This is a genomic window from Rhizorhabdus sp. P4_G6, assembly GCF_056401045.1.
In genome coordinates this window covers 28764-47263 of record NZ_JBFUKC010000001.1, presented here as the reverse complement: position 1 = coordinate 47263, position 18500 = coordinate 28764, and the positions used below count along the sequence as shown (strand labels likewise).

The following is an 18500-nucleotide window of genomic DNA, read 5'->3' as shown; positions in this document are numbered from 1 at the left end:
GTCGCCGCCCCTGGCGGCTGTTGCCACACGATTCCGAGGTTTCCATGTCGACTTTCGACTCCCACCGCCTGTGGGCGGTTCTCGCCGCCGTTCCGCTCGCCGCGGCCCCCGTCCATGCCGAAGATCCTTCGGACAGCATCCTGGTGGTCGGCCAACAGGACCATCCGATCAGCATCGAGCCGCGCGGCCTCTCGGTGAGCCTCGGCGACGAACAGTTCAAGCGAATCAACGCGTTGAACGTCGAAGATCTGATAAAATATGCGCCCGACTTCTTCGTGCGCACCCGCTTCATCGGCGACAACAACGCCGTGCCCGGTTTCCGCGGCACCCACAGCACCCAGAGTGCGCGGGCGCTGGTGATGGTCGACGGCTTCGTCATCTCCAACTTTCTCGGCAACAGCTTCGCCTTCCCGCCAGCCTGGGGCGTGGTCAGCCCATCCGAGGTCCGGCAGTTCGACGTGGTCTATGGCCCCTATTCGGCGCGTTATCCCGGTAACTCGATGGGCGGCATCATCAACATCACCACCCGTGCCCCCGAACGCACCGAAGCATTCGGCACCGTCCAGGGTTTCATCCAGCCCTATCGCCAATATGGCACGCAGGAGAGCCTGTGGGGCGGTTCGGTCGAGGCCGGCTTCGGCATCACGCAGAAGGACGGCCCCCTCTCGGTGCGCGTCTCCGGCCGCCGGCTGGAAAATAATGTGCAGCCCCAGCAATTTTATCAGCTGGTCGCGGCTGCGCCCGGCGCTCCCGCGACGCCGATCACCGGCGGCGTGGTCGATCCGGACCTCATCATCAAGACGCCCGTCGCGGGCGATTACGCTACCGGTCATACGCGGCAGGACCAGCTGCGCACCCAGCTGCGCTTCGACAGCGGCGATGTACATGTCGAGGCGCTGTTCACCTATTGGTGGAATGTCGAGCGCCAGCTCGATCCCAAAACCTATTTGCGCACCGCTGCCGGCGCCCCCTTCTACGGATCGGCGGCCAATGGCGGCAGGGTGCTGCTCAACGGCACCACCTACACGCTTAATCCCTTCCTCAATTTCAATCAGGGGATCGCAGCCAAGAACGAATGGCTGGGCGGGCTCAAGGTCGCCGCGCCGCTGCTGGGCTTCGATGTCAGCGCGAATCTGTCGACCCTGCAGTTCGACAAGCAGACGATGCGCCGCTCCAACGGTTATGCGGCCGGGCTTGCCGATGGGCCCGGCATCCTCATCGAGCAGGGACCGACGGACTGGTACACGCTCGATCTGGCGGCATCGCGGACGATCGGCGGCCATGCCATAGCCTTCGGGGTCAACACCAACCGCTATCGCACCGACCAGGCGAACTATGCGACCGCGCGCTGGCGTGAGGCGACCGGACGCACCTTCTTCTATCGGACGCTCGGCAAAAGCCGGCTGATCGGCCTGTTCGCGGAAGACGAGATCAGCCTTGGCGAGGGATTGACCGTCACGCCCGGTATCCGCGCCGACTTCTGGCGGGCCTATGACGGCGGCCTGATCAGTCGCAGCAGCGCAACGCGCTACGCGCCGCGCCGCGATCATAGCGTCGATCCGAAGCTGTCGGGACGCTGGGCTTTCGCGCCCGGCTGGGCGACCGAACTCAGCCTCGCCACTGCCACCCGCTTCCCAACCGTCGGCGAGCTTTTTCAGGGGACGCCCAACGGCGATGGATCTTTCAATACCAACAGCTTCGATCCGAATCTTAAACCGGAACGGAGCCGTGACGCCAATTTGTTGCTGCGTCATGCGCTCGGGCCGGTCACGATCACGGGCAGCATCTTCTACCAACGGGTGAAGAATGGGATCTTCAACTATCTGGGCTTCAACGCGAACGGCGTCTCGAGCCTGACGTTCAAGAATATCGACGTCACCCGCCAATATGGCGCCGAGCTTATCGTCGAGACCCATGACTGGCCGTTCAATGGCCTCGACATCGACGCCAACGCCGCCTGGATCGATGCGGTCACGGTCAAGAATCGTGCCGATCCTGCGTCGGAAGGCGTACAGTTCCCGCGCATCCCGCGCTGGCGATTGAGCGGCGATCTCAGCTACCGGCTCGATCATGCAACCGATCTGTCGCTCGGCGCGCGCTATGCGTCGCGACCCAATAGCGATATCGACGGGCTCCAGCGCGGCGATACCTATGGCTACACGTCGGAGCTGTTTCAGGTCGATGCGAAGATCAACCACCGCATTGCCGACGGGCTGCGCATCTCGGCGGGGGTCAACAACCTTACCAACGACAAGGCCTGGGTCTTCCACCCTTATCCGCAACGAACCTTCGTGATCGAGGCCGGCTGGGTCCTGTGAGCGTGGAACAGGCCGGGAGCCGCTGGTACAACGCCGTATGGCGTTGGCATTTCTACGCAGCCATCTTCTGTATCCCACTGATAATATGGCTGTCCGTTACCGGATCCATCTATCTTTGGAGGCCGCAGATCGAGGCGTTGATCGACCGTCCCTTTGCCGATGTCGCAACGGCCGGGCCAAGGATGAGCGCCGCCCGGATCGCTCGTGCGGCGGTCGACGCGGTGCCGGGATCGGTGCTCCATCGATATCAGCTTCCCGAGACGCCGCGCCAGGCAGTCCAGGTCATCGTCGGCAAGGCCGGCGGGGAAAGCCGGGTCTATGTCCACCCGCAGACGCTGGCGATCCTGAAGAATGTCCGGGAACAGGACCGGCTGATGCGCTGGGTGTTCCGGCTGCACGGCGAGCTGATGATCGGCGATACCGGCAGCTGGGTCGTAGAGACGGCCGCCTGCTGGGCGATCATGATGATCCTGACTGGCGTTTATCTCTGGTGGCCACGCGGTGCGAAGGGGCTGGCCGGCGTGCTGTGGCCGCGTCTCCGGCTCGGTGGGCGTGCGTTCTGGCGCGACCTGCACGCGGTGACCGCGATCTGGATCTCGGGGCTGGCACTGCTGCTGATCCTCACCGGCCTGCCATGGGCCAATGCCTGGGGCGGCTATCTCAAGGAAGTCCGGGCGATCACCGGCGCGACCGATGGGCCGCAGGATTGGTCGACATCTTCGCGCGGCGGGGCTGGTTCGGGCACCGCCCAGATGATGGGCGACCATGCCGAGCATATGGGAATGACGATGGCCCATCCGCGCATCGACTATGCGCCGCTGGATCGGATCATCGCCAATGTCGCACCGCTTCGCCTGGCCGGGCCGGTGCTGATCGCGCCGCCCGCTGGCAGCGATGGCCTGTGGACCGCCAAGTCGGACAGCGCCAACCGGCCGCTTCGCGTGAATCTCACCGTCGATGGGGTCAGCGGCACCATCGTGGGCCGGAAAGACTTCTCCGAGCGGCACTGGATCGACCAGCTTGTCGGCTATGGCACCGCTGCGCACGAAGGCCAGCTGTTCGGGCTGGGGAACCAGTTGCTCGGCCTGCTGGCGGCGATCGGCCTGTTGGTGACGGCCGTCACCGGCGCGGTGATGTGGTGGCGCCGGCGACCGCAGGGGCTGCTCGGCGCGCCGATTCCGCTCGGCCGGCCGCGTTTCGGGCCTTTGCTGATCGGCGCAATCCTGCTGCTCGCGTTGTTCTTCCCGATGTTCGGCGCGACCCTGGCGGGCGTGCTGTCGCTGGAACGGCTGGTTTTCCGCCGGAGCCGCGCCGTCGCCCGCTGGCTCGGCCTTGCCGCCGTGCGGACGCCCGCGTCATAAGGCTGCAACGCTGGAGGCGCAGGCCATGACGATGATTTCCCGCCGCAACGTCCTGGCCGGTGCCGCGACGGCCCTTCTCGCTGCGCCCGCCATCCTGCGCGCGCAGCAGCTGTTCACCGCCTTTCCCTTCCGGCTGGGCGTCGCCTCGGGCGATCCAGGCCCCGACGGGTTCGTGCTGTGGACCCGACTCTGTCCCGATCCACTCGACGATCATGGTGGCATGCCCACCGCCCCGGTCGATGTCGACTGGATGGTCTTCGATGATCCCGGCATGAAGCGGGTCGTCCAGAAGGGGGTCGCCACGGCCTGGCCCGAGCTCGGCCATTCGGTGCATGTCGAGATATCCGGGCTCGATCCAGACCGGCCCTATTGGTACCGCTTCATGGTCGGCCGGGAGAAGACCCAGCTCGGGCGAACGCGGACGACTCCGCTCCCCGGCAAGCAGCTCGACAGCCTCCGCTTCGGCGTGGCCGGCTGCCAGCATTATGAGGACGGGCTGTACACCGCCTACGCCCATCTCGCGCGGGAGGATGTCGCCTTCATCTGGCACTATGGCGACTATATCTACGAGGATCGCGCGCGGCAGGTGAATTACGAGCGCGACGGATCGCCGCGCATCCATGTCCGCGATCATGTCGGCAGCGAATGCTACACCATCGGCGACTATCGGCGGCGCTACGCCCAGTACAAGATGGACCCGGACCTGCAGAGTGCCCATCTCGCGGCCCCCTGGTTCGTGACCTTCGACGATCACGAGGTCGTCGACAACTGGACCGGCGGCGTCAGCCCCTTCCAGAAGGATCCCGCGCTGTTCGCGCTGCGCCGGGCGGCGGCGATGCAGGCCTACTACGAACATATGCCGTTGCGCAGGGCCTCGATGCCGGCCGGCGGCACGATGCAGCTCTATCGCCGGGCGCTCTATGGCGACCTGCTCGACGTGCATTTCCTCGATACTCGCCAATATCGCAGCCCCCTGCCCTGCACGGGCAGTTTCGAACCGGTCTGCCCGGATGTGGCCAGGCCGGACAGGACGGTGCTCGGGACCGGGCAGGAAGCCTGGCTGGCGAAAGCGCTGCGCGAAAAGGACAACTGCTGGAATCTGATCGCCCAGCAGGTCATGATGATGCCGCTCGATCGCCGCATCGACGACGGCCCCGCCGAACTGCGCAATATGGACAGCTGGGCCGGCTATGATGCAGCGCGCGAACGCATGCTCGCCGGGCTGAAAGGCCTAGGCAATGTCGTCGTGATGACCGGCGACGAGCATCAGAATCTCGCCGGAGAGCTGCGCCGCGATGCCGGCCGGGGGGAGGCGGTGGCGGTCGAACTGGTGTCGACCTCGATGTCCTCCGGCGGCAATGGCAGCGACAGGCGCGCCGGCACCGATCGGCTGATTGCGCGCAACCCGTTCCTGTCCTTCACCAACGACCAGCGCGGCTACATGATCTGCGATCTCAGCCGCGATATGTGGCGGGGCCATTTCCGCGTGGTGGATCAGGTGACCGCACCCGGCGGCACCGTCTCGACCCGCGCGACCGCCACGATCGAGCGCGGGCGCCCCCGGCTCAGCCTTTCCTGAGCGCGCGCGCCTTCACCCCTTCGAGAACGGCGCGCTTCCAGCCATCGTCGGCCGCGCCCCAGGCGGCGATCTCTTCGATGGTGCGGAGGCATCCGCGGCAATAGCCGCTGCGCGCTTCTATCTGACAGACTTGCGTGCAGGGCGACGCCACGGCCATGATCCGACTATGCCGCGAGGCCGGTCAGCAGGGCCGGCGTAAGGATCTGGGGAAGCATCTCCACACGCCCGTCGCGATGATAGAACAGGTACAGCGGCACGCCTGAGCGGCCCTGCGCCTCGAGGAATCGGCCGATGGCCGGATCGCCATTGGTCCAGTCACCGACCATGACCGTGATGCCCTTCGCCGCAAAGTCATCGCGCACCGCCTGGCGTTCGATCGCTGCCTTCTCGTTGACTTTGCATGTCAGGCACCAGTCGGCGGTGAAATAGAGGAATACCGGCTTGTTCTGGCCGGTCAGCGCAGACAGCCGCGCCTCGCTGAAGGGTTCACCGCCACCCTCCCCGGCCTGGGTGGCCGGTGCTGCGGCGGTTCCTATCGGCGTCAGCAGCGTCAGTGCCGCCGCTGCGGCCATGACCGGCAGGACCGGCACCCAGCTGAAGCGAAGCCCGCGCGCTTGCCGCGCGCCCACCCACCAGAGCGCAAGCCCGAGCAGCATCGCCGCGCCGAGGCCGAATATCATATGATCGACCCCCACCTGCCGCCCCAATATCCATGCCAGGCCGAGCGCCGTCGCGAACATCGGCACGGACAATATCCGCCGCAGCCGGTTCATCCACGCGCCAGGCCGGGGCAACAGGCGCCGCAGGGCAGGCACGAAACCGATCAGCAGGAACGGTATCGCGAGGCCAAGGCCAAGGCCGCCGAAAACCGCGACGGCCGCGAAGGGCGGCAGCAGCAGCGCCGTCGCGACCGCGCCGGCCATGAACGGGCCGCTGCACGGTGTCGCGATCAGCGCCGCGAGCACCCCGGTCCAGAACGCCGGCACCGCGCCGCTTCCTTGGGTCATCGTGTCGCCGATACCGATCGCGCCAAGCTCGAACAGCCCGGCAAGGTTGAGGCTGATCGCCGTCACCAGCAACAGCAGCAGCATGACGAGGCGCGGGTCCTGAAGCTGGAATCCCCAACCCGCACCGGGCATCGCCGTTCGCACTGCGAGCAGCAGAAGCCCCAGTGCGATACAGCTCAGCACCACGCCGCCGGTATAGGCCAGCGCCTCGGCCCGCGCGTGGCGATTGGTCTCGCCGCTACGGGCGAGGCTCAAAGCCTTGAGGCTGAGGATCGGAAACACGCACGGCATCGCATTGAGCAGCAGGCCGCCGAGCAGCGCCCCGCCCAGCGCGAGCAGAAACAGGCGGCCGGTGCCTTCGGGAACGGCATCGCCCTGCGAGACGACAGGCGTTCCCGCGGCCGGGACATTGCCGGGCCGGGCCGTCAGCGACAGGCCGCGATCCTGGCCTATGGCGATCACCCCCTCGAGCGGGCCAGCGGGCGCGGCGGCCTGGCTGGCTTTCACCTCGATGATCAGCCGGTCGCCGCGCCGGCTGATCGCCTGCGGGGCGGCATAGTCGATGAYGTCCGGCGTAGCCGGGTAGAAATAGGGGCTTGAGACCGGCCGCGCCTTCGGGAAAGGCACGGCGATCCTGATCCGGCCGTCCTTCTTCTCGAAGCTTGCGGCCTGGCCGAGCGGCATCGGCAGCTTCGCGCGCCATCGATCGAAGCTCGCCCGGCCGGCAGCGGTAACGGCGCCGTCGCCGACGACCATGTCGATTGCGACCGGCCCCTGCTCGGGCACGCAGATCGACGGCGAACAGGCCAGCCAGCGCGCCTTGCCGGCAATGTGCAGCTTCGTGCCCGGCGTTGCGCCCTTGGGCACGGTCAGGCTCATCAGCAGCGCATAAGGCCGCTCATAGACATAGTTCATCAGCCCCTGGACGATCAGCCGCTCGGGCACCGGATAGCGCAACGGGCCTACCGCCACGCCCTGCGGCAGCGTCCAGGCGATATCGGTGGGCGCTCCGGCGTCGCCGGGGTTGAGCCAATAGCCGTGCCAGTCGGGCTGGGGCGTCATGCTGAGGGCGATGGTGACGCGGCTGCCGGGGGCAGGCCGCGATGTCTCCGCCACCAGGGCAGCGCGGATATGTGCGGCCTGCGCGCCCACGGCGCTGGCCAGCAGCACCACGGCAACGCAGAGGCGCGCCAGGATCGTGATCGGGTTCATGGCCGGCTTATGGTCCTGTCCGAGGCCGGTGGGAAGCCATGGATCAGAGGGTCCGCTCCTCCTCATAGGCATAACCGTCGTCGGCAGGCACGAAACCCTTGGACTGGAGGAACTGGCCGACCTGCGGCGAAGCGGGCCGGATGAAAGCACGAATTTTGTAGCGGTTGGCGGCAAGGATGGTGATCAGCTCCTGCTCACGCCCGCTCGGACTCGCCAGGTCGAAGGCCAGCTTGCCATCGCGGCAAAGCGCCGGGCCGCTCATCTCGCCGGGAAGGCCGACTGCGGGCAGCGCACCCGACAGATAGGCGCGCACCTCGCCGCTGCCATCGGCGCAATCGCCGCCGGGAAAATGCGCCTTCAGCCCATCGACGATCAGCGTGACGCCACCGATCGGCGGCGGGCCCGCCATCACGGGCATGCCGATGTCGAAATCGTCGATGCCCGCCCCGCCGAGGCCATAGCTGAACACCCCCTTGAGCCGGGACACTTCGTCGGTGCCGGCGATGTCGAGCCGCAGCCGGCCCTTGGTGATGTCAGCAAGCGACAGCTTGCTGGTCACGTCGCCGAGGGCGATCTTGCCAAGATGGGCGTCGAACAGCTGGCCCGACCAGATATTGCCCTCGATCTGCGCCGCTTCCAGCCCAAAACGGCGAAGCTGGAGCAGGTCGACCGCGATCTTGAGCGGGACGAAGGCAATTGCCGCAAAGCCCGCGGCGATTACCAGCAGAAACCAGATTATCGTTTTCATCCCACTCTCCCCCTTCAGCGCGCGCGTTGGAAGCGCATCGCGATCGACAATGTCGCATCCGCATTCGGCCGTGCGGTTAGCCGCGTCACGATCATGCCGCGGCGGCGCTTCATCGCCGCAACCCAGGCGAAGAAGGGCTGGGACCGCACCGCGTCGATCGTCAACAGCGCGCCCTCGCCATCGCGCGCGACACTGGCAACCGTGAAGCCCGCCCGCTCGGCATCTGCCAGGATCAGCGCGTCGACCGGCCGCGTGTCGCGGATAGGACGATCCGCCGCCCGGATCCTGCCTGCCATCAGCAGCACGTCGGCCAGGTTGCGCGCTTCCACGTCACGGGCACGCTGTCCCGCCTCCAGCGCGCGATCCATCGGTCGGACGACGCCGTACCAGAGCAGCGTCGGCACGGCGATCACCGCCAGTACCGCCAGCAGCCGGCGTTCGCGAGAACTTCGCTGCCGCCACCATGCCTGCAGCCGCTCGATCATGGCTGCCACACCCGGATGCTGCTGGTCCCCTGCCCGTTGCCGCTGGTCTCGACGGCCAACCCGCTGGAGCCGATCCGCCGCACCAGCTCGGCCAGGTCGGCGCCGCTGGTCGAGCGGACGCTGGCGAGCAGCGTCCCGTCTTCTCCGAAGGTCAGGTCGGCAAGCTCGACATTGGGCGTCTGCCGCACCGCGCCGAACAGCACGGCCGATCCCGCGACGAAGCCCATGCCGGGCCCCTGCAGTTCCTCGAGCCTGTGCTGGAGCGCTGCGCGGGGATCATCCGGCTTGTCCCGCGATCCCAAGGCCGATTGCGCGACCTCCGCCGCCTCGCCATGCATCCGATAGGCATCCCAGGCGAGCCGGCCGAGGCGCGCAACCGGGATCAGCACGAACAGGATCGCTGCGGCCACGGTGTAGCGCAGCATACGCCGCCGCCACTGGCCATCGACGCGCCACGCCTGCCGCCGCCGCCAAGTGCCCTGGCGCAGGTCGAGCGGTAGCGCCAGCAGGGCAGCCGGCAGTTCCGCCTCGAAGCGGGCATCATCGATCGCCTCGATCGTCGCATCGCCGAGCAGCACCTCCGCCAGCTCGGGCTCGGCCGCAAAGGCCTGGAACGCGCCACGCACCAGCGTGCGGCGCGGGCGGGCCCAGGCCCGCGCGGGTCCCTCGCCATGCGCGATCAGCAAGGGAAGCGGCACGATATGATCGGGATCGATGCCGAGGCTCGCTGCCCAGTCGAGCCACGCAGCGATTCGCTCATGCGCAATGGCGGCGACGAGGCGATGGCCGCCATGAACGCGCCCGAGCACGACATGGAGCGCATCGATAGGCCCGAGGCTGTCGTCGGCAATCGCCAGGCGGGCGGCAGCGAGCGCCTGTGCTTCGGTGAGCATCGGCAGGGCGAGCCAGCGCATCGTCACCTCGCTGCCGGCCAGCAGCAGGAACAGGCGCTCGCCCTCCTCGCGCGGCGGCAGGACGTCGATCTGCGATCCGCGCGCGACGACGCGGTCGTCGACGAGCCGGAACCAGCCCTCGATCGCGCCAACCTCATCCTCGGCAAAGAGCAGCAGCGCGCGCATCTGCTATCGATTCCCCCAGGCCCTGCTGACCACCCGCGACGGCGCGATGCCGCCGTCGATCAGAGCCGCTTCCTTCACCTGCGCACCGTCCAGCGTCACGTCAAGCTCCAGCGAGAACCAGCGTGACCGGACGGCGATTTCCTCGCCAGGGCCGGTTGCGTTTCCGGCAGCGGCAATGGCCGGCAACCGGCGGAAATCCGCTGCATCGGCCCAGCCACCGGCGGGCCGGCCGCGCAGCAGCGCCGCCGCCTGCAGGACAGAGAGCCGGCCGCCATAGAGCATCGCCAGCAGCGGCGCGCGCTCGGGCGGCAGGATGTTGACGTTGATCGGTGCGACCTCGTTGAGCGGCAAGGCGCAGACCCAGGGCCGCAGCGCCGCATAGACGGCCGGTGTCACTCCGGCCACGGCGCGCAGCTCGCTGACATCGGCCATCAGCGTATTCGCCGTGCGATAGGGCACCGGCGCGCGCGCATAGACTGAATCCTCGGCGCCCTGCGGCTGCGGCGTCCCGTCGCTGTCGATCCAGTCGGTGATTGCTGCGACGATCGGCCGGGCGCGGGTCGGCTGGACGCCCGCTAGCAGCAGCAAGGTGGAAAGCCGCTCCATCGTCTGCGGGCGTGCGGAGAAACCGCTCAGCTGGTTGCCCGTCACCAGGCTGTTGACGTTGAAGCAGGCGCCGCCGTCGCGGAGCCGGGCCCGGATCACGCCGCCCTCGATCGGAATGGCGCGCGTCTCGCCCGCCCATCCCGCCGGCAAGGATGCCTCGCCCTTTACGCGGTCGCTGAGCCGGTCGACGATCAGCGTGGCGAGTCCCTCGGCGCCAAGCGCATAGCCCCGCGCCTGGTCCACCGCCCGCGCGTTGCCGGCAAGCCGCGTCGCCAGAGCGAGCCGGTCCATCGCCAACGCCGCCAGCGTCGCGATCAGCGCCACCAGCAGCAGCACCGCGAGCAGCGCCGCGCCGCGTTCGCCCGGCTTCACCGGCTGATCCCGACAAGGAACAGCTGGCGAATGTCGCCGATGCCGTCGACCGTCATGGTGAGTTCGATCGCATCCGGGACATCGGCCGGCAGGCGCGGTTGCCAGCTTTCGGTCCAGGCACCCGCCATCCGGTAGCGCAGGCCAAGCCGCGACACGCCCGTCACCAGCGCGCTGCGCACGGCCCGGTCTGGTGCGACGCCGTCGACCATCGGCCAACTGGTGCGGATGAGGGCCCGCCCGACGAGGCTGTAGGACACCTTCTGCAGCGCCGAGCGCGGCGCATCGCTGTCGTTGATCCAGCCTCCCCGCACGAAACCGAGTGCGCTCTCCCCGCCTATCACCGCCGGCTGCCGGTCGCCGCGTTCGTCGCGGTTCGTCCGCGGCAGGATCTGCGCCATATCCGCGGTCAGCAGCACCGAGGCGCGACGCACGGCGGCCACCCGATCGAGCGAGCGCCCGCTACTCTCCTGCGCGCGCAGCGAGAAACCGAGCAGATAGCCGCCGGCGACCGCGAGCAGCGCGAAGATGGCGAGGGCGACGAGCAGTTCGACGAGGGTGAAGCCATTTGATCTGCATTCCGTCGTCCCCGCGAAAGCTGGGACCTGATTGTTCTTCTTCGACGTGGGGCGGAGGCAGGGAGATCCCAGCTTGCGCTGGAATGACGATAGCGAGTGCCGCGCGCGCATCACGTCACCCGCCGATAGACGGTGATCGCCGCCGCCTCGCCGCCGAACGGGCTCGCGACGTGGATCGACACCGCGACGAGCCCGGCATCCGGCATCGGCCGCGTGACGCGCACCCAGGGCCAGGGCCGCCCGGCCTGCATCTCGCTGCCGCTTACCGTGCCGATCGACGGCGCGATGGGGTCGGTCAGCACCTCGACGGCGCGGTTGCGCGCGACGATCTCGGCGGCGGTGCGGACCTCGAGCATGCGCGCGTTGGTCATGGTCGCACCTTCGAGCCGCAGCAGGGTCAGCGCGGCGAGGCTGAAGACGGCGAGCGCCACCATCACCTCGATCAGCGTGAACCCGCGCTGCTGGCTATCGTCAGCTGCCAAGCCGAACATCCCCGCCCGCATCGACCGTCACCGTTCGCCGCAGCCCCTGATAATCGAGCGAAAGCACCACCGGATCGGCCAGGCCGGTGGTGTCGAAGCGAATGCGCTGCTCACCCGAGGGCACGGCAGTCACCGACATGCCTTCCGGCAGATCGACATGGCGGAACGGCTTGCCCGTCTCGGCGACCCAGGCGCCGCCGTCATATCGTTCGAAGCCATAGCCGCCGGCACCGATCCGGATCGCCATCGGCTTCGACGCCATCACCGCTTCATCGCGCAACGCCGCCGCCTGCGCGGCAAGCCGCTCGCTGCTGTCGCGAAGCGTCCGCTCGGGGCCCGGCAGGCTCAGCAGCACCGCGGTCGCACCGACGGCGATGATCGCCAGCACCACGAGCAGCTCGATCAGCGTGAAGCCGCGGTCATTTCCAGTTGCCGATATCGGCATCCTGTCCCTCGCCGCCCTCGCGGTTGTCCGCGCCCAGGCTATAGATATCGACCGGTCCATGCCGCCCCGGTGCCTGATAATGATAGGCATTGCCCCAGGGATCGTCGGGCAGCCGCTTGATATAGCCGCCCTGCGGATAGCGCTCCGGGTGCGCGAGCCCGGCCGGCGGCCGGACCAGCGCCTGAAGGCCCGCCTCGTTCGACGGATAGGCGAACATGTCGAGCCGATAACGCTCGGCCGCCTGCTCAAGCAGCGCGACATCGGTACGGGCCTTCTCGACCATCGCCTTGTCCTGCGCCGGCATGACGTTGAGCGCGACGACGGTGGCGAGCAGACCGAGGATCAGGATGACGACCATCAGTTCGATAAGCGTGAAGCCGCTCTCCCCGTCCCCCGTCATCCCGGCGAAAGCTGGATTCTCACTGCCTTCCTCGCCTGGCGAGCGAGAGAAAAGAGATTCCAGCTTCCGCTGGAATGACGAGAGAAGATGGAAGCGTATCACGAAATTCCCGCCAATGTATCGAGTTGCAGCACCGGCAGCAGGATCGCCAGGATGATCAGCGCGACAACCGCGCCCATCACCACGATCACCGCGGGTTCGAGCAGCGACAGCATCGTCGCCGTGAACATGTCGAACTCGCGTTCGAGATAGTCGGCGGCACGTTCGAGCATATCGTCGAGCCGGCCTGCCGCCTCACCGCTCGCCGCCATGTGGACCAGGATCGCCGGGAACAGCCCGGCGCGGCGCAGCGAGGCCGACAGGCTCGACCCGCCCCGGATATCCTCGACGATAGCGCGAGTGGCGTCGCGCAACGCGTGGTTGCGCAAAGTGGGGATCGTCATGGCAAGTCCCTCGACCACCGGCAGTCGACTTTCGACCATCTTCGCCAGCGTCCGCGCCATCCGCGCAGCGTGCAGGTCGCGGATCAGCCCGCCGATCAAGGGCAAGCGCAATAGCCAGCCATCGAAGCGGAGCCGCCGGACGGGATCGGCGATCAGCCGCGCGAACACCAGCGCCGCCGCCGCGAAGCCAGCCAGCATTGCCCACCACCAGGCACCGATGAAATGCGAGGTCGCGATGACGATGCGGGTGAGGAGCGGCAGCTGCTGCCCCACCGTTTCGAATTGCTCGACGATCCGGGGCACCACGAACAGCATCAGCGCCAGCACGACGCCAGCCGCGACTAGCGCCAACGCCGCAGGATAGGCCAGCGTGGTGACCAGCTTGTTGCGGACCTCGGCCTGCCGCTCCTGCAGATCGGCGACCCGCGACAATATGTCGGGCAGGGTGCCGCTCGCCTCACCGGCTGCCACCATCGCACGATAGAGCGGCGGGAAACTGGCCGTCTCGACGGCGAGCGCATCAGCGAGCCGATGGCCACTCAGCACCGACGCCTGGACCGACTCGATCACCCCGACCGCCCGCGGCTTCGTCATCTGGCGGGCGATGCTGCGCAGCGCCTCTTCGATCGGCAAGACCTGGATCAGCGTCGCGAACTGGCGGGTGAACAGGGTCAATTCACGCAGGGAAAGCTTCGGCCGCCGCTGGAACAGGCTGGCGGCGAGGCTGGGCCCCGGCCCCTCCCCTGCCTTGTCGACCGTCACCACATAATAGCGGCGCGCCTCGAGCCGTGCCTTCGCTTCATCCAGCGACGGCGCGTGGATGCGGCCGCGGCGTTCGCGCCCGCCGGAGTCGATCGCATGCCAGGCGAAATCAGCCATCGCCGCCATCGCTACGCAGGATTCGCAACGCCTCCTCGGGACTGGTGACGCCATCGCGAACGAGCCGCCGCGCCGCTTTCGCCAATCTGTCGCCATCGGCGAAGGCGAGCCGCGCGATCGCATCCTCGTCGCCATTGTCGTTGATCACCGCGCGGATGCGATCGTCGATCCGGATCAGCTCGAACAGCCCGATCCGCCCGCGATAGCCGCTCTGCCCACAGGCGTCGCAGCCGCCCGGCGAACGCACCTGCTCGTCCTTCTTGAGCTTCAGCCCGATCCGCACGCCGGGCGCCGGCAGATCGGCGATGCTGCACATCGGGCAAAGCCGGCGGACGAGCCGCTGGGCGATCACGACGCGCAGGGTCGATGCGATGAGGAAGGGCTCGATCTTCATGTCGCGCAGCCGCGTGATCGCCCCGACGGCATCGTTGGTGTGAACGGTCGACAGGACGAGATGGCCGGTGAGCGACGCCTGCGTCGCGATGTCGGCCGTCTCGCGATCGCGGATCTCGCCGACCATCACCACATCCGGATCCTGGCGCAGGATCGCGCGCAGCCCGGCCGCGAAGTCCAGGCCAACCTTCGGATTGACCTGGGTCTGGCCGACGCCATCGATCGCATATTCGACGGGATCCTCGACCGTCAGGATATTACGGCTGCCGTCGTTGAGCAGGCGGAGCGCCGCGTAGAGCGTGGTGGTCTTGCCCGATCCGGTCGGCCCGGTGACGAGGATGACGCCGTTGGGTTCGGTCAGCGCGTGGTGGAACGCGTTCTCTATCCGCGCCGGCATCCCCAGCGCCTCGGGCGCGATCCCGGCCGCTTCCTTGTCGAGGATGCGCAGCACCACCCGTTCACCCGAGCGGCCGGGCAAGGTGGAGACGCGCACGTCGAGCAGGCGCCCGGCGATCGACAGGCCGATGCGCCCATCCTGCGGCAGGCGGCGTTCGGCGATGTCGAGCCGCGACATCACCTTGATGCGGCTCACCACCAGCGGCGCGACCGCGACCGGCAGGCGCAGCCGCTCGGCCAGCACCCCGTCGATCCGCATGCGGATGACGAGCCCGCTGTCATAGGGCTCGAAGTGAATGTCCGAGACGCCGCTGCGCACCGCGTCGGCGATCACGCCGTTGATCAACCGGATGATCGGCGCGTCGTCGGCGCTGTCGAGCAGGTCGGCGCTCGTCGGGATGTCGCTGGCAAGCGCGCTCAGCTCCTCGCCGGTCACCAGTGCGCCACCGAGGATTTCCGCCGCCTGCCCATCGATCGCATAATGTTCGGAGAGCGCCCGCTCGAACCGGTCGGGCGCGAGCGGCTCCACCACGAAGCCATGGCCGAGATAGCGGCGTAGCTCGATCAAGGCATTGCGGTCGGCGGCACTGCTCATCCCGATGATCGGGCGGCCTTCTCCATCGCTTGCCGCAAGCGGCACCAGCCCGGTGCGCCGTGCAAAGGCATAGGGAATGGCCGGCGCGGATGCGATGGCCGCCGCTTCGCTCATTGCCCGCGCGGCTTGGCGGAGGGCGGCACCGGCACGGGGCGAATCACCTGGCGCGATGTGGTCACCTTGGGGACGATGATCTCGGGCTGCCCGGCTGGAGCGGCCGAAGCCGGTGGAGCCGCCGGCGCGGTCGTGCCCATATAGTCGGTCACCAGCTCGTCGATCCCCGGCTCCTCGCCCGGCTTGCCGTAGCGGATCTGCTCGCCGCGGATATAGCCGTAGCGCTGCGCCGCGAGCCGCTGGGCGTCGCCAGGGCTGCGCAGGATGGTCGGCCGGATGAACACCATGAGGTTGGTCTTCACATGGCTGCGCGAGCGCGACTTGAACAGCTCGCCGATGCCGGGGATCCGGCTCAGCAGCGGAATCGCCTCGATCGTCCGGCGCTCATTGTCGTCGAGCAGTCCGCCGAGCGCGATGATGTCGCCATCGTCGACGGTCACCGTCGTCTCGATCTCGCGCTTGTTGAGGATCAGGTCGGCCGATCCGCTGGTGACAGGCCCCGCGATCGAGGAGACCTCCTGGCGCAGGAACAGCTTGATCGCGCCGCCGGCATTGATCTGCGGCTTTACCTCGAGCTGGATGCCGACATTCTGGCGCTGGACGGTGCGGAACTGGTTCTCGAAATTGTTCGACAGCGCCTGGCCGGTGGTGATCGGGATTTCCTGCCCGACCAGCAGCTTGGCCTCCTGATTGTCGAGCGTCAGCACCGATGGCGTCGACAGGATGTTCGACTTGGTATCGGTCTGCACCGCGTTGATGATCGCCCCGAAGATCGCGTTATGCCCGATCTTGTCGGCAAAGCCGGCGAAACCGCCGCCGGCATTGAGGATCGAGCTGACCGCTGCCTCGGCGAGCTGGTCGCTGATCGCGCTGTTCTCGGTCGTGGTCGTGGTGGTGCCGTTGACGACGGTCGTCTTGGTGGCAAGCTCGCGCGCGCCGACGGCGCCTGCGATCGTCAGGATGTTGGGCGCGGCATTCGAATAGTTGGTCGCCGCGATCGGCACGCCCGAGCCGGGCTTGCCGCCCAGCAGAAACTGGACGCCGAGCTTGCGGGCGGCATCGTTCGAAATCTCGACGATGATCGCCTCGACCAGCACCTGATCGCGGCGCGTATCGAGCTGCCGGATCACCCCGCCCAGCGTCCGCTGCACGTCGGCCGGCCCGGCTATGATGATCGCGTTGGCGCCTTCGTAGCGGGTGACGATAGCCTCGCCCTTGCCGTGTGGCGCCGGAGCGGGCGCCGCAGCCGTTGCGGCGCCATTGCCGGCGGTCGGCGCAGGGACCTCCCCGGCCTGGCCGATCAGTTGCTGCAGCACAGGCATCAGCTTGGCGGCGTCCGCATATTGCAGGAAGATCACCCGGATCTCGCTGGCACTGGCGGCGCGACTGTCGAGATCCTCGGCTAGCGCGGCCATCCGCGACACGCTCGGGCCGTCGCCGCGCAGCAGCAATGCGTTGCCGCTGTCGACCGCCACCACGGTGGCGCCGCTGGCGGCACCGCCCTGCCCCGCCGTCAGCGTGCTGAGCGCAGAAGCGATCTCGCGAGCACCGGCATTCTTCAACGGGATCATCCGGGTGGTCGTACTGTCGCGGTCGATCTGCGCGATCAGGCTGCGCATGCGGCGCAGATTGTCGGCATAGTCCGCGATCACCAGCGAATTGGCGCTGCGATTGGCGGTGATCGACCCTTGCGGGCTGACCAGCGGCTTGAGCGTGTCGATCGCGGTCGTCGCATCGGTGGCGCGCAGCCGGACGACGTCGGTCACGAAATTATTGCCCGAACCATTGGCCGAGCCGATCCGTCCGGCAAGCGCCGCCGCGCCCTCGGCAGGCTGGATGCGGAAGCCACCGCCGCTCATCGGCACCGCGACCAGGCTGTTGGCGCGCAGGGTCGACAGGAACATTTCGAAATACTCGCTCCTGCTGAGCGCGCGGTCGGTCACGACCGACACCTTGCCGGTCACCCGGGGATCGATGATGAAATTCCGCCCGGTCACGCGCGCCGCATCCTGGATGAACGCGCGAATGTCGGCATCGCGCAGGTTCAGCACCTGCTGCGCCGCGATTGGGGCTGCGCACAGCGCCAGCGCGCCGAAGGCTATCCACGGCTTCACTTCGCTGCTCCGATCGTCAACGTCATCGGCTTGCCGCCACGCTCGATCTGGACGGATACCGGCTTGCCGCCGCCGGCGAGCTGCTCCAGCCCTGCGCCGTCGCCCACGGCCCGGTCATTGATCGTCATCAGCACATCGCCCGGCAGCAGGCCCGCCCCGGCGAACGCCGTGCCCACCGATCCGGGGCGCAGGATATAGCCATCGACCCGTCCGCCACGCATCCGCGGCTCGGCCGAGATGTCGGCGATCAGCGGCGGTGGTGCCGATGCCGCGCCGCCGGCCCGGATCGCCGCGAACGGGTCGGGCGCAGTCGCAGCAGCGGGAGCGGCGGCGATCGGGGCGGCGGTCGACTGGTCGAGATACAGCGTCTCGCTGGCGCCATCGCGGCGGATGGTGACGCTGTCGAACGCCACCCCCGCCAGCACCGCGCCCGGCACGATCTCGTCGCCGACCGCATAGCTGTTCTGGGTGCCGTCGGGCAGGCTGATGATCGCCGAGCCGCGGCCCGATGCCTGGTCGGCTCTTACGCCGTGGAGGGTGAGGTTGAGCGAGGTGACCACGCCCGGCTCGCCCGCGCCGCGGCTCAGCCGGAAGAAGGGGTCGAAGGCGACGAAAGCGGCTGGCGTCCTGTCGAAGCGTGCCGGCGCAGACGACCCCGCATCATCACGCGCGGTCGGTGCCGCGAGCGCCCAGGCGAGGCCAAGCGCGGCGGCCCCGACCAGCGCGATCATCGCATATTCGCATGCCTTCTGCAGCTGCGGCGCCGTGAATTCGCGGGGCCGTCCCCAAGCACGCCAGGTCAGCGTGCGCCAGTCCGATCCCACCGCCAACTCAGCTTCCCCCGCAAACTCGCCCCGGCAGCTATAATCGAGATTAGAGCGGCTTAGAAAGCATCTT

17 protein-coding genes are annotated in these 18500 nt (G+C 68.0%); 3 read left to right on the top strand and 14 right to left on the bottom strand.

All coding sequences use genetic code 11. The annotated features are described in order from the left end of the window. Positions 1–44 precede the first annotated feature (44 nt). From AC1DPF_RS00255 to AC1DPF_RS00245, 3 genes are read left to right on the top strand one after another with little or no spacing between them, the layout of a single operon-like run. Positions 45–2318 (top strand): TonB-dependent receptor, encoded by a 2274-nt coding sequence (locus tag AC1DPF_RS00255; RefSeq protein WP_477959114.1) that lies wholly within the window; start codon positions 45–47, stop codon positions 2316–2318. Next, a complete protein-coding gene (locus AC1DPF_RS00250; protein ID WP_477959112.1) occupies positions 2315–3679 on the top strand; it encodes a PepSY-associated TM helix domain-containing protein in 1365 nt (454 codons plus the stop codon). The genes AC1DPF_RS00255 and AC1DPF_RS00250 overlap by 4 nt, the downstream gene beginning before the upstream one ends. A 25-nt stretch (positions 3680–3704) precedes the next feature. Further along, positions 3705–5258, top strand: coding sequence for an alkaline phosphatase D family protein (locus tag AC1DPF_RS00245; protein WP_477959110.1), 1554 nt, complete (start codon positions 3705–3707; stop codon positions 5256–5258). On the opposite strand, the gene AC1DPF_RS00240 is transcribed toward AC1DPF_RS00245, so the two are convergent. The 14 genes from AC1DPF_RS00240 to AC1DPF_RS00175 all read right to left on the bottom strand — a co-directional run bounded on the left by AC1DPF_RS00240 (position 5245) and on the right by AC1DPF_RS00175 (position 18427). Then, positions 5245–5415: a DUF1289 domain-containing protein gene (locus tag AC1DPF_RS00240; RefSeq protein ID WP_477866580.1), complete on the bottom strand. Its 171-nt coding sequence runs from the start codon at positions 5413–5415 to the stop codon at positions 5245–5247. The two genes, AC1DPF_RS00245 and AC1DPF_RS00240, sit on opposite strands and share 14 nt — an antisense overlap. Positions 5416–5422: 7 nt before the next feature. Beyond that, a complete protein-coding gene (locus AC1DPF_RS00235; protein ID WP_477959108.1) occupies positions 5423–7477 on the bottom strand; it encodes a protein-disulfide reductase DsbD family protein in 2055 nt (684 codons plus the stop codon). Between the two features lie 43 nt (positions 7478–7520). Then, the gene (gspN, locus tag AC1DPF_RS00230; protein WP_477866584.1) at positions 7521–8225 is read right to left on the bottom strand and encodes a type II secretion system protein N; all 705 of its coding nucleotides are present in this window, start codon (positions 8223–8225) and stop codon (positions 7521–7523) included. 14 nt (positions 8226–8239) lie between these two features. After that, positions 8240–8710, bottom strand: coding sequence for a type II secretion system protein GspM (gene gspM / locus AC1DPF_RS00225; RefSeq protein ID WP_477959106.1), 471 nt, complete (start codon positions 8708–8710; stop codon positions 8240–8242). Next, complete coding sequence (gspL, locus tag AC1DPF_RS00220) at positions 8707–9789, bottom strand: type II secretion system protein GspL (RefSeq protein ID WP_477959104.1); 1083 nt, start codon at positions 9787–9789, stop codon at positions 8707–8709. Before gspL ends, gspM begins: the two co-directional genes overlap by 4 nt. 3 nt (positions 9790–9792) lie before the next feature. Continuing rightward, positions 9793–10767 carry a type II secretion system minor pseudopilin GspK gene (gene gspK, locus AC1DPF_RS00215; RefSeq protein ID WP_477959102.1) on the bottom strand — a complete coding sequence of 325 codons (975 nt, stop codon included), beginning with the start codon at positions 10765–10767 and terminating at the stop codon, positions 9793–9795. Then, positions 10764–11453 carry a type II secretion system minor pseudopilin GspJ gene (gspJ, locus tag AC1DPF_RS00210; protein ID WP_477866592.1) on the bottom strand — a complete coding sequence of 230 codons (690 nt, stop codon included), beginning with the start codon at positions 11451–11453 and terminating at the stop codon, positions 10764–10766. Before gspJ ends, gspK begins: the two co-directional genes overlap by 4 nt. Then, entirely contained in the window at positions 11453–11824 is a 372-nt protein-coding gene (gene gspI, locus AC1DPF_RS00205; RefSeq protein WP_477959100.1) for a type II secretion system minor pseudopilin GspI, read from the bottom strand. The genes gspJ and gspI overlap by 1 nt, the downstream gene beginning before the upstream one ends. After that, positions 11814–12269 (bottom strand): GspH/FimT family pseudopilin, encoded by a 456-nt coding sequence (locus AC1DPF_RS00200; RefSeq protein WP_477959098.1) that lies wholly within the window; start codon positions 12267–12269, stop codon positions 11814–11816. Before AC1DPF_RS00200 ends, gspI begins: the two co-directional genes overlap by 11 nt. Continuing rightward, positions 12244–12669, bottom strand: coding sequence for a type II secretion system major pseudopilin GspG (gene gspG / locus AC1DPF_RS00195; protein WP_477866598.1), 426 nt, complete (start codon positions 12667–12669; stop codon positions 12244–12246). Before gspG ends, AC1DPF_RS00200 begins: the two co-directional genes overlap by 26 nt. A gap of 98 nt (positions 12670–12767) precedes the next feature. After that, the gene (gspF, locus tag AC1DPF_RS00190; RefSeq protein ID WP_477959096.1) at positions 12768–13991 is read right to left on the bottom strand and encodes a type II secretion system inner membrane protein GspF; all 1224 of its coding nucleotides are present in this window, start codon (positions 13989–13991) and stop codon (positions 12768–12770) included. Continuing rightward, positions 13984–15489, bottom strand: coding sequence for a GspE/PulE family protein (locus AC1DPF_RS00185; RefSeq protein WP_477959094.1), 1506 nt, complete (start codon positions 15487–15489; stop codon positions 13984–13986). The genes gspF and AC1DPF_RS00185 overlap by 8 nt, the downstream gene beginning before the upstream one ends. Continuing rightward, positions 15486–17603, bottom strand: coding sequence for a type II secretion system secretin GspD (gspD, locus tag AC1DPF_RS00180; RefSeq protein ID WP_477959092.1), 2118 nt, complete (start codon positions 17601–17603; stop codon positions 15486–15488). The genes AC1DPF_RS00185 and gspD overlap by 4 nt, the downstream gene beginning before the upstream one ends. Continuing rightward, positions 17600–18427: a type II secretion system protein N gene (locus AC1DPF_RS00175; protein WP_477866981.1), complete on the bottom strand. Its 828-nt coding sequence runs from the start codon at positions 18425–18427 to the stop codon at positions 17600–17602. Before AC1DPF_RS00175 ends, gspD begins: the two co-directional genes overlap by 4 nt. Positions 18428–18500 lie beyond the last annotated feature (73 nt).

What these genes read in the sequence shown, in the direction of transcription:
- gspJ (WP_477866592.1), bottom strand. Translation starts at nt 11,453, where the DNA reads ATGCGCGCGCGGCACTCGCTATCGTCATTCCAGCGCAAGCTGGGATCT.
- AC1DPF_RS00245 (WP_477959110.1), top strand. Translation starts at nt 3,705, where the DNA reads ATGACGATGATTTCCCGCCGCAACGTCCTGGCCGGTGCCGCGACGGCC.
- gspL (WP_477959104.1), bottom strand. Translation starts at nt 9,789, where the DNA reads ATGCGCGCGCTGCTGCTCTTTGCCGAGGATGAGGTTGGCGCGATCGAG.
- AC1DPF_RS00200 (WP_477959098.1), bottom strand. Translation starts at nt 12,269, where the DNA reads ATGCCGATATCGGCAACTGGAAATGACCGCGGCTTCACGCTGATCGAG.
- AC1DPF_RS00185 (WP_477959094.1), bottom strand. Translation starts at nt 15,489, where the DNA reads ATGAGCGAAGCGGCGGCCATCGCATCCGCGCCGGCCATTCCCTATGCC.
- gspM (WP_477959106.1), bottom strand. Translation starts at nt 8,710, where the DNA reads ATGATCGAGCGGCTGCAGGCATGGTGGCGGCAGCGAAGTTCTCGCGAA.
- AC1DPF_RS00240 (WP_477866580.1), bottom strand. Translation starts at nt 5,415, where the DNA reads ATGGCCGTGGCGTCGCCCTGCACGCAAGTCTGTCAGATAGAAGCGCGC.
- AC1DPF_RS00255 (WP_477959114.1), top strand. Translation starts at nt 45, where the DNA reads ATGTCGACTTTCGACTCCCACCGCCTGTGGGCGGTTCTCGCCGCCGTT.
- gspG (WP_477866598.1), bottom strand. Translation starts at nt 12,669, where the DNA reads ATGACGGGGGACGGGGAGAGCGGCTTCACGCTTATCGAACTGATGGTC.
- gspF (WP_477959096.1), bottom strand. Translation starts at nt 13,991, where the DNA reads ATGGCTGATTTCGCCTGGCATGCGATCGACTCCGGCGGGCGCGAACGC.
- gspN (WP_477866584.1), bottom strand. Translation starts at nt 8,225, where the DNA reads ATGAAAACGATAATCTGGTTTCTGCTGGTAATCGCCGCGGGCTTTGCG.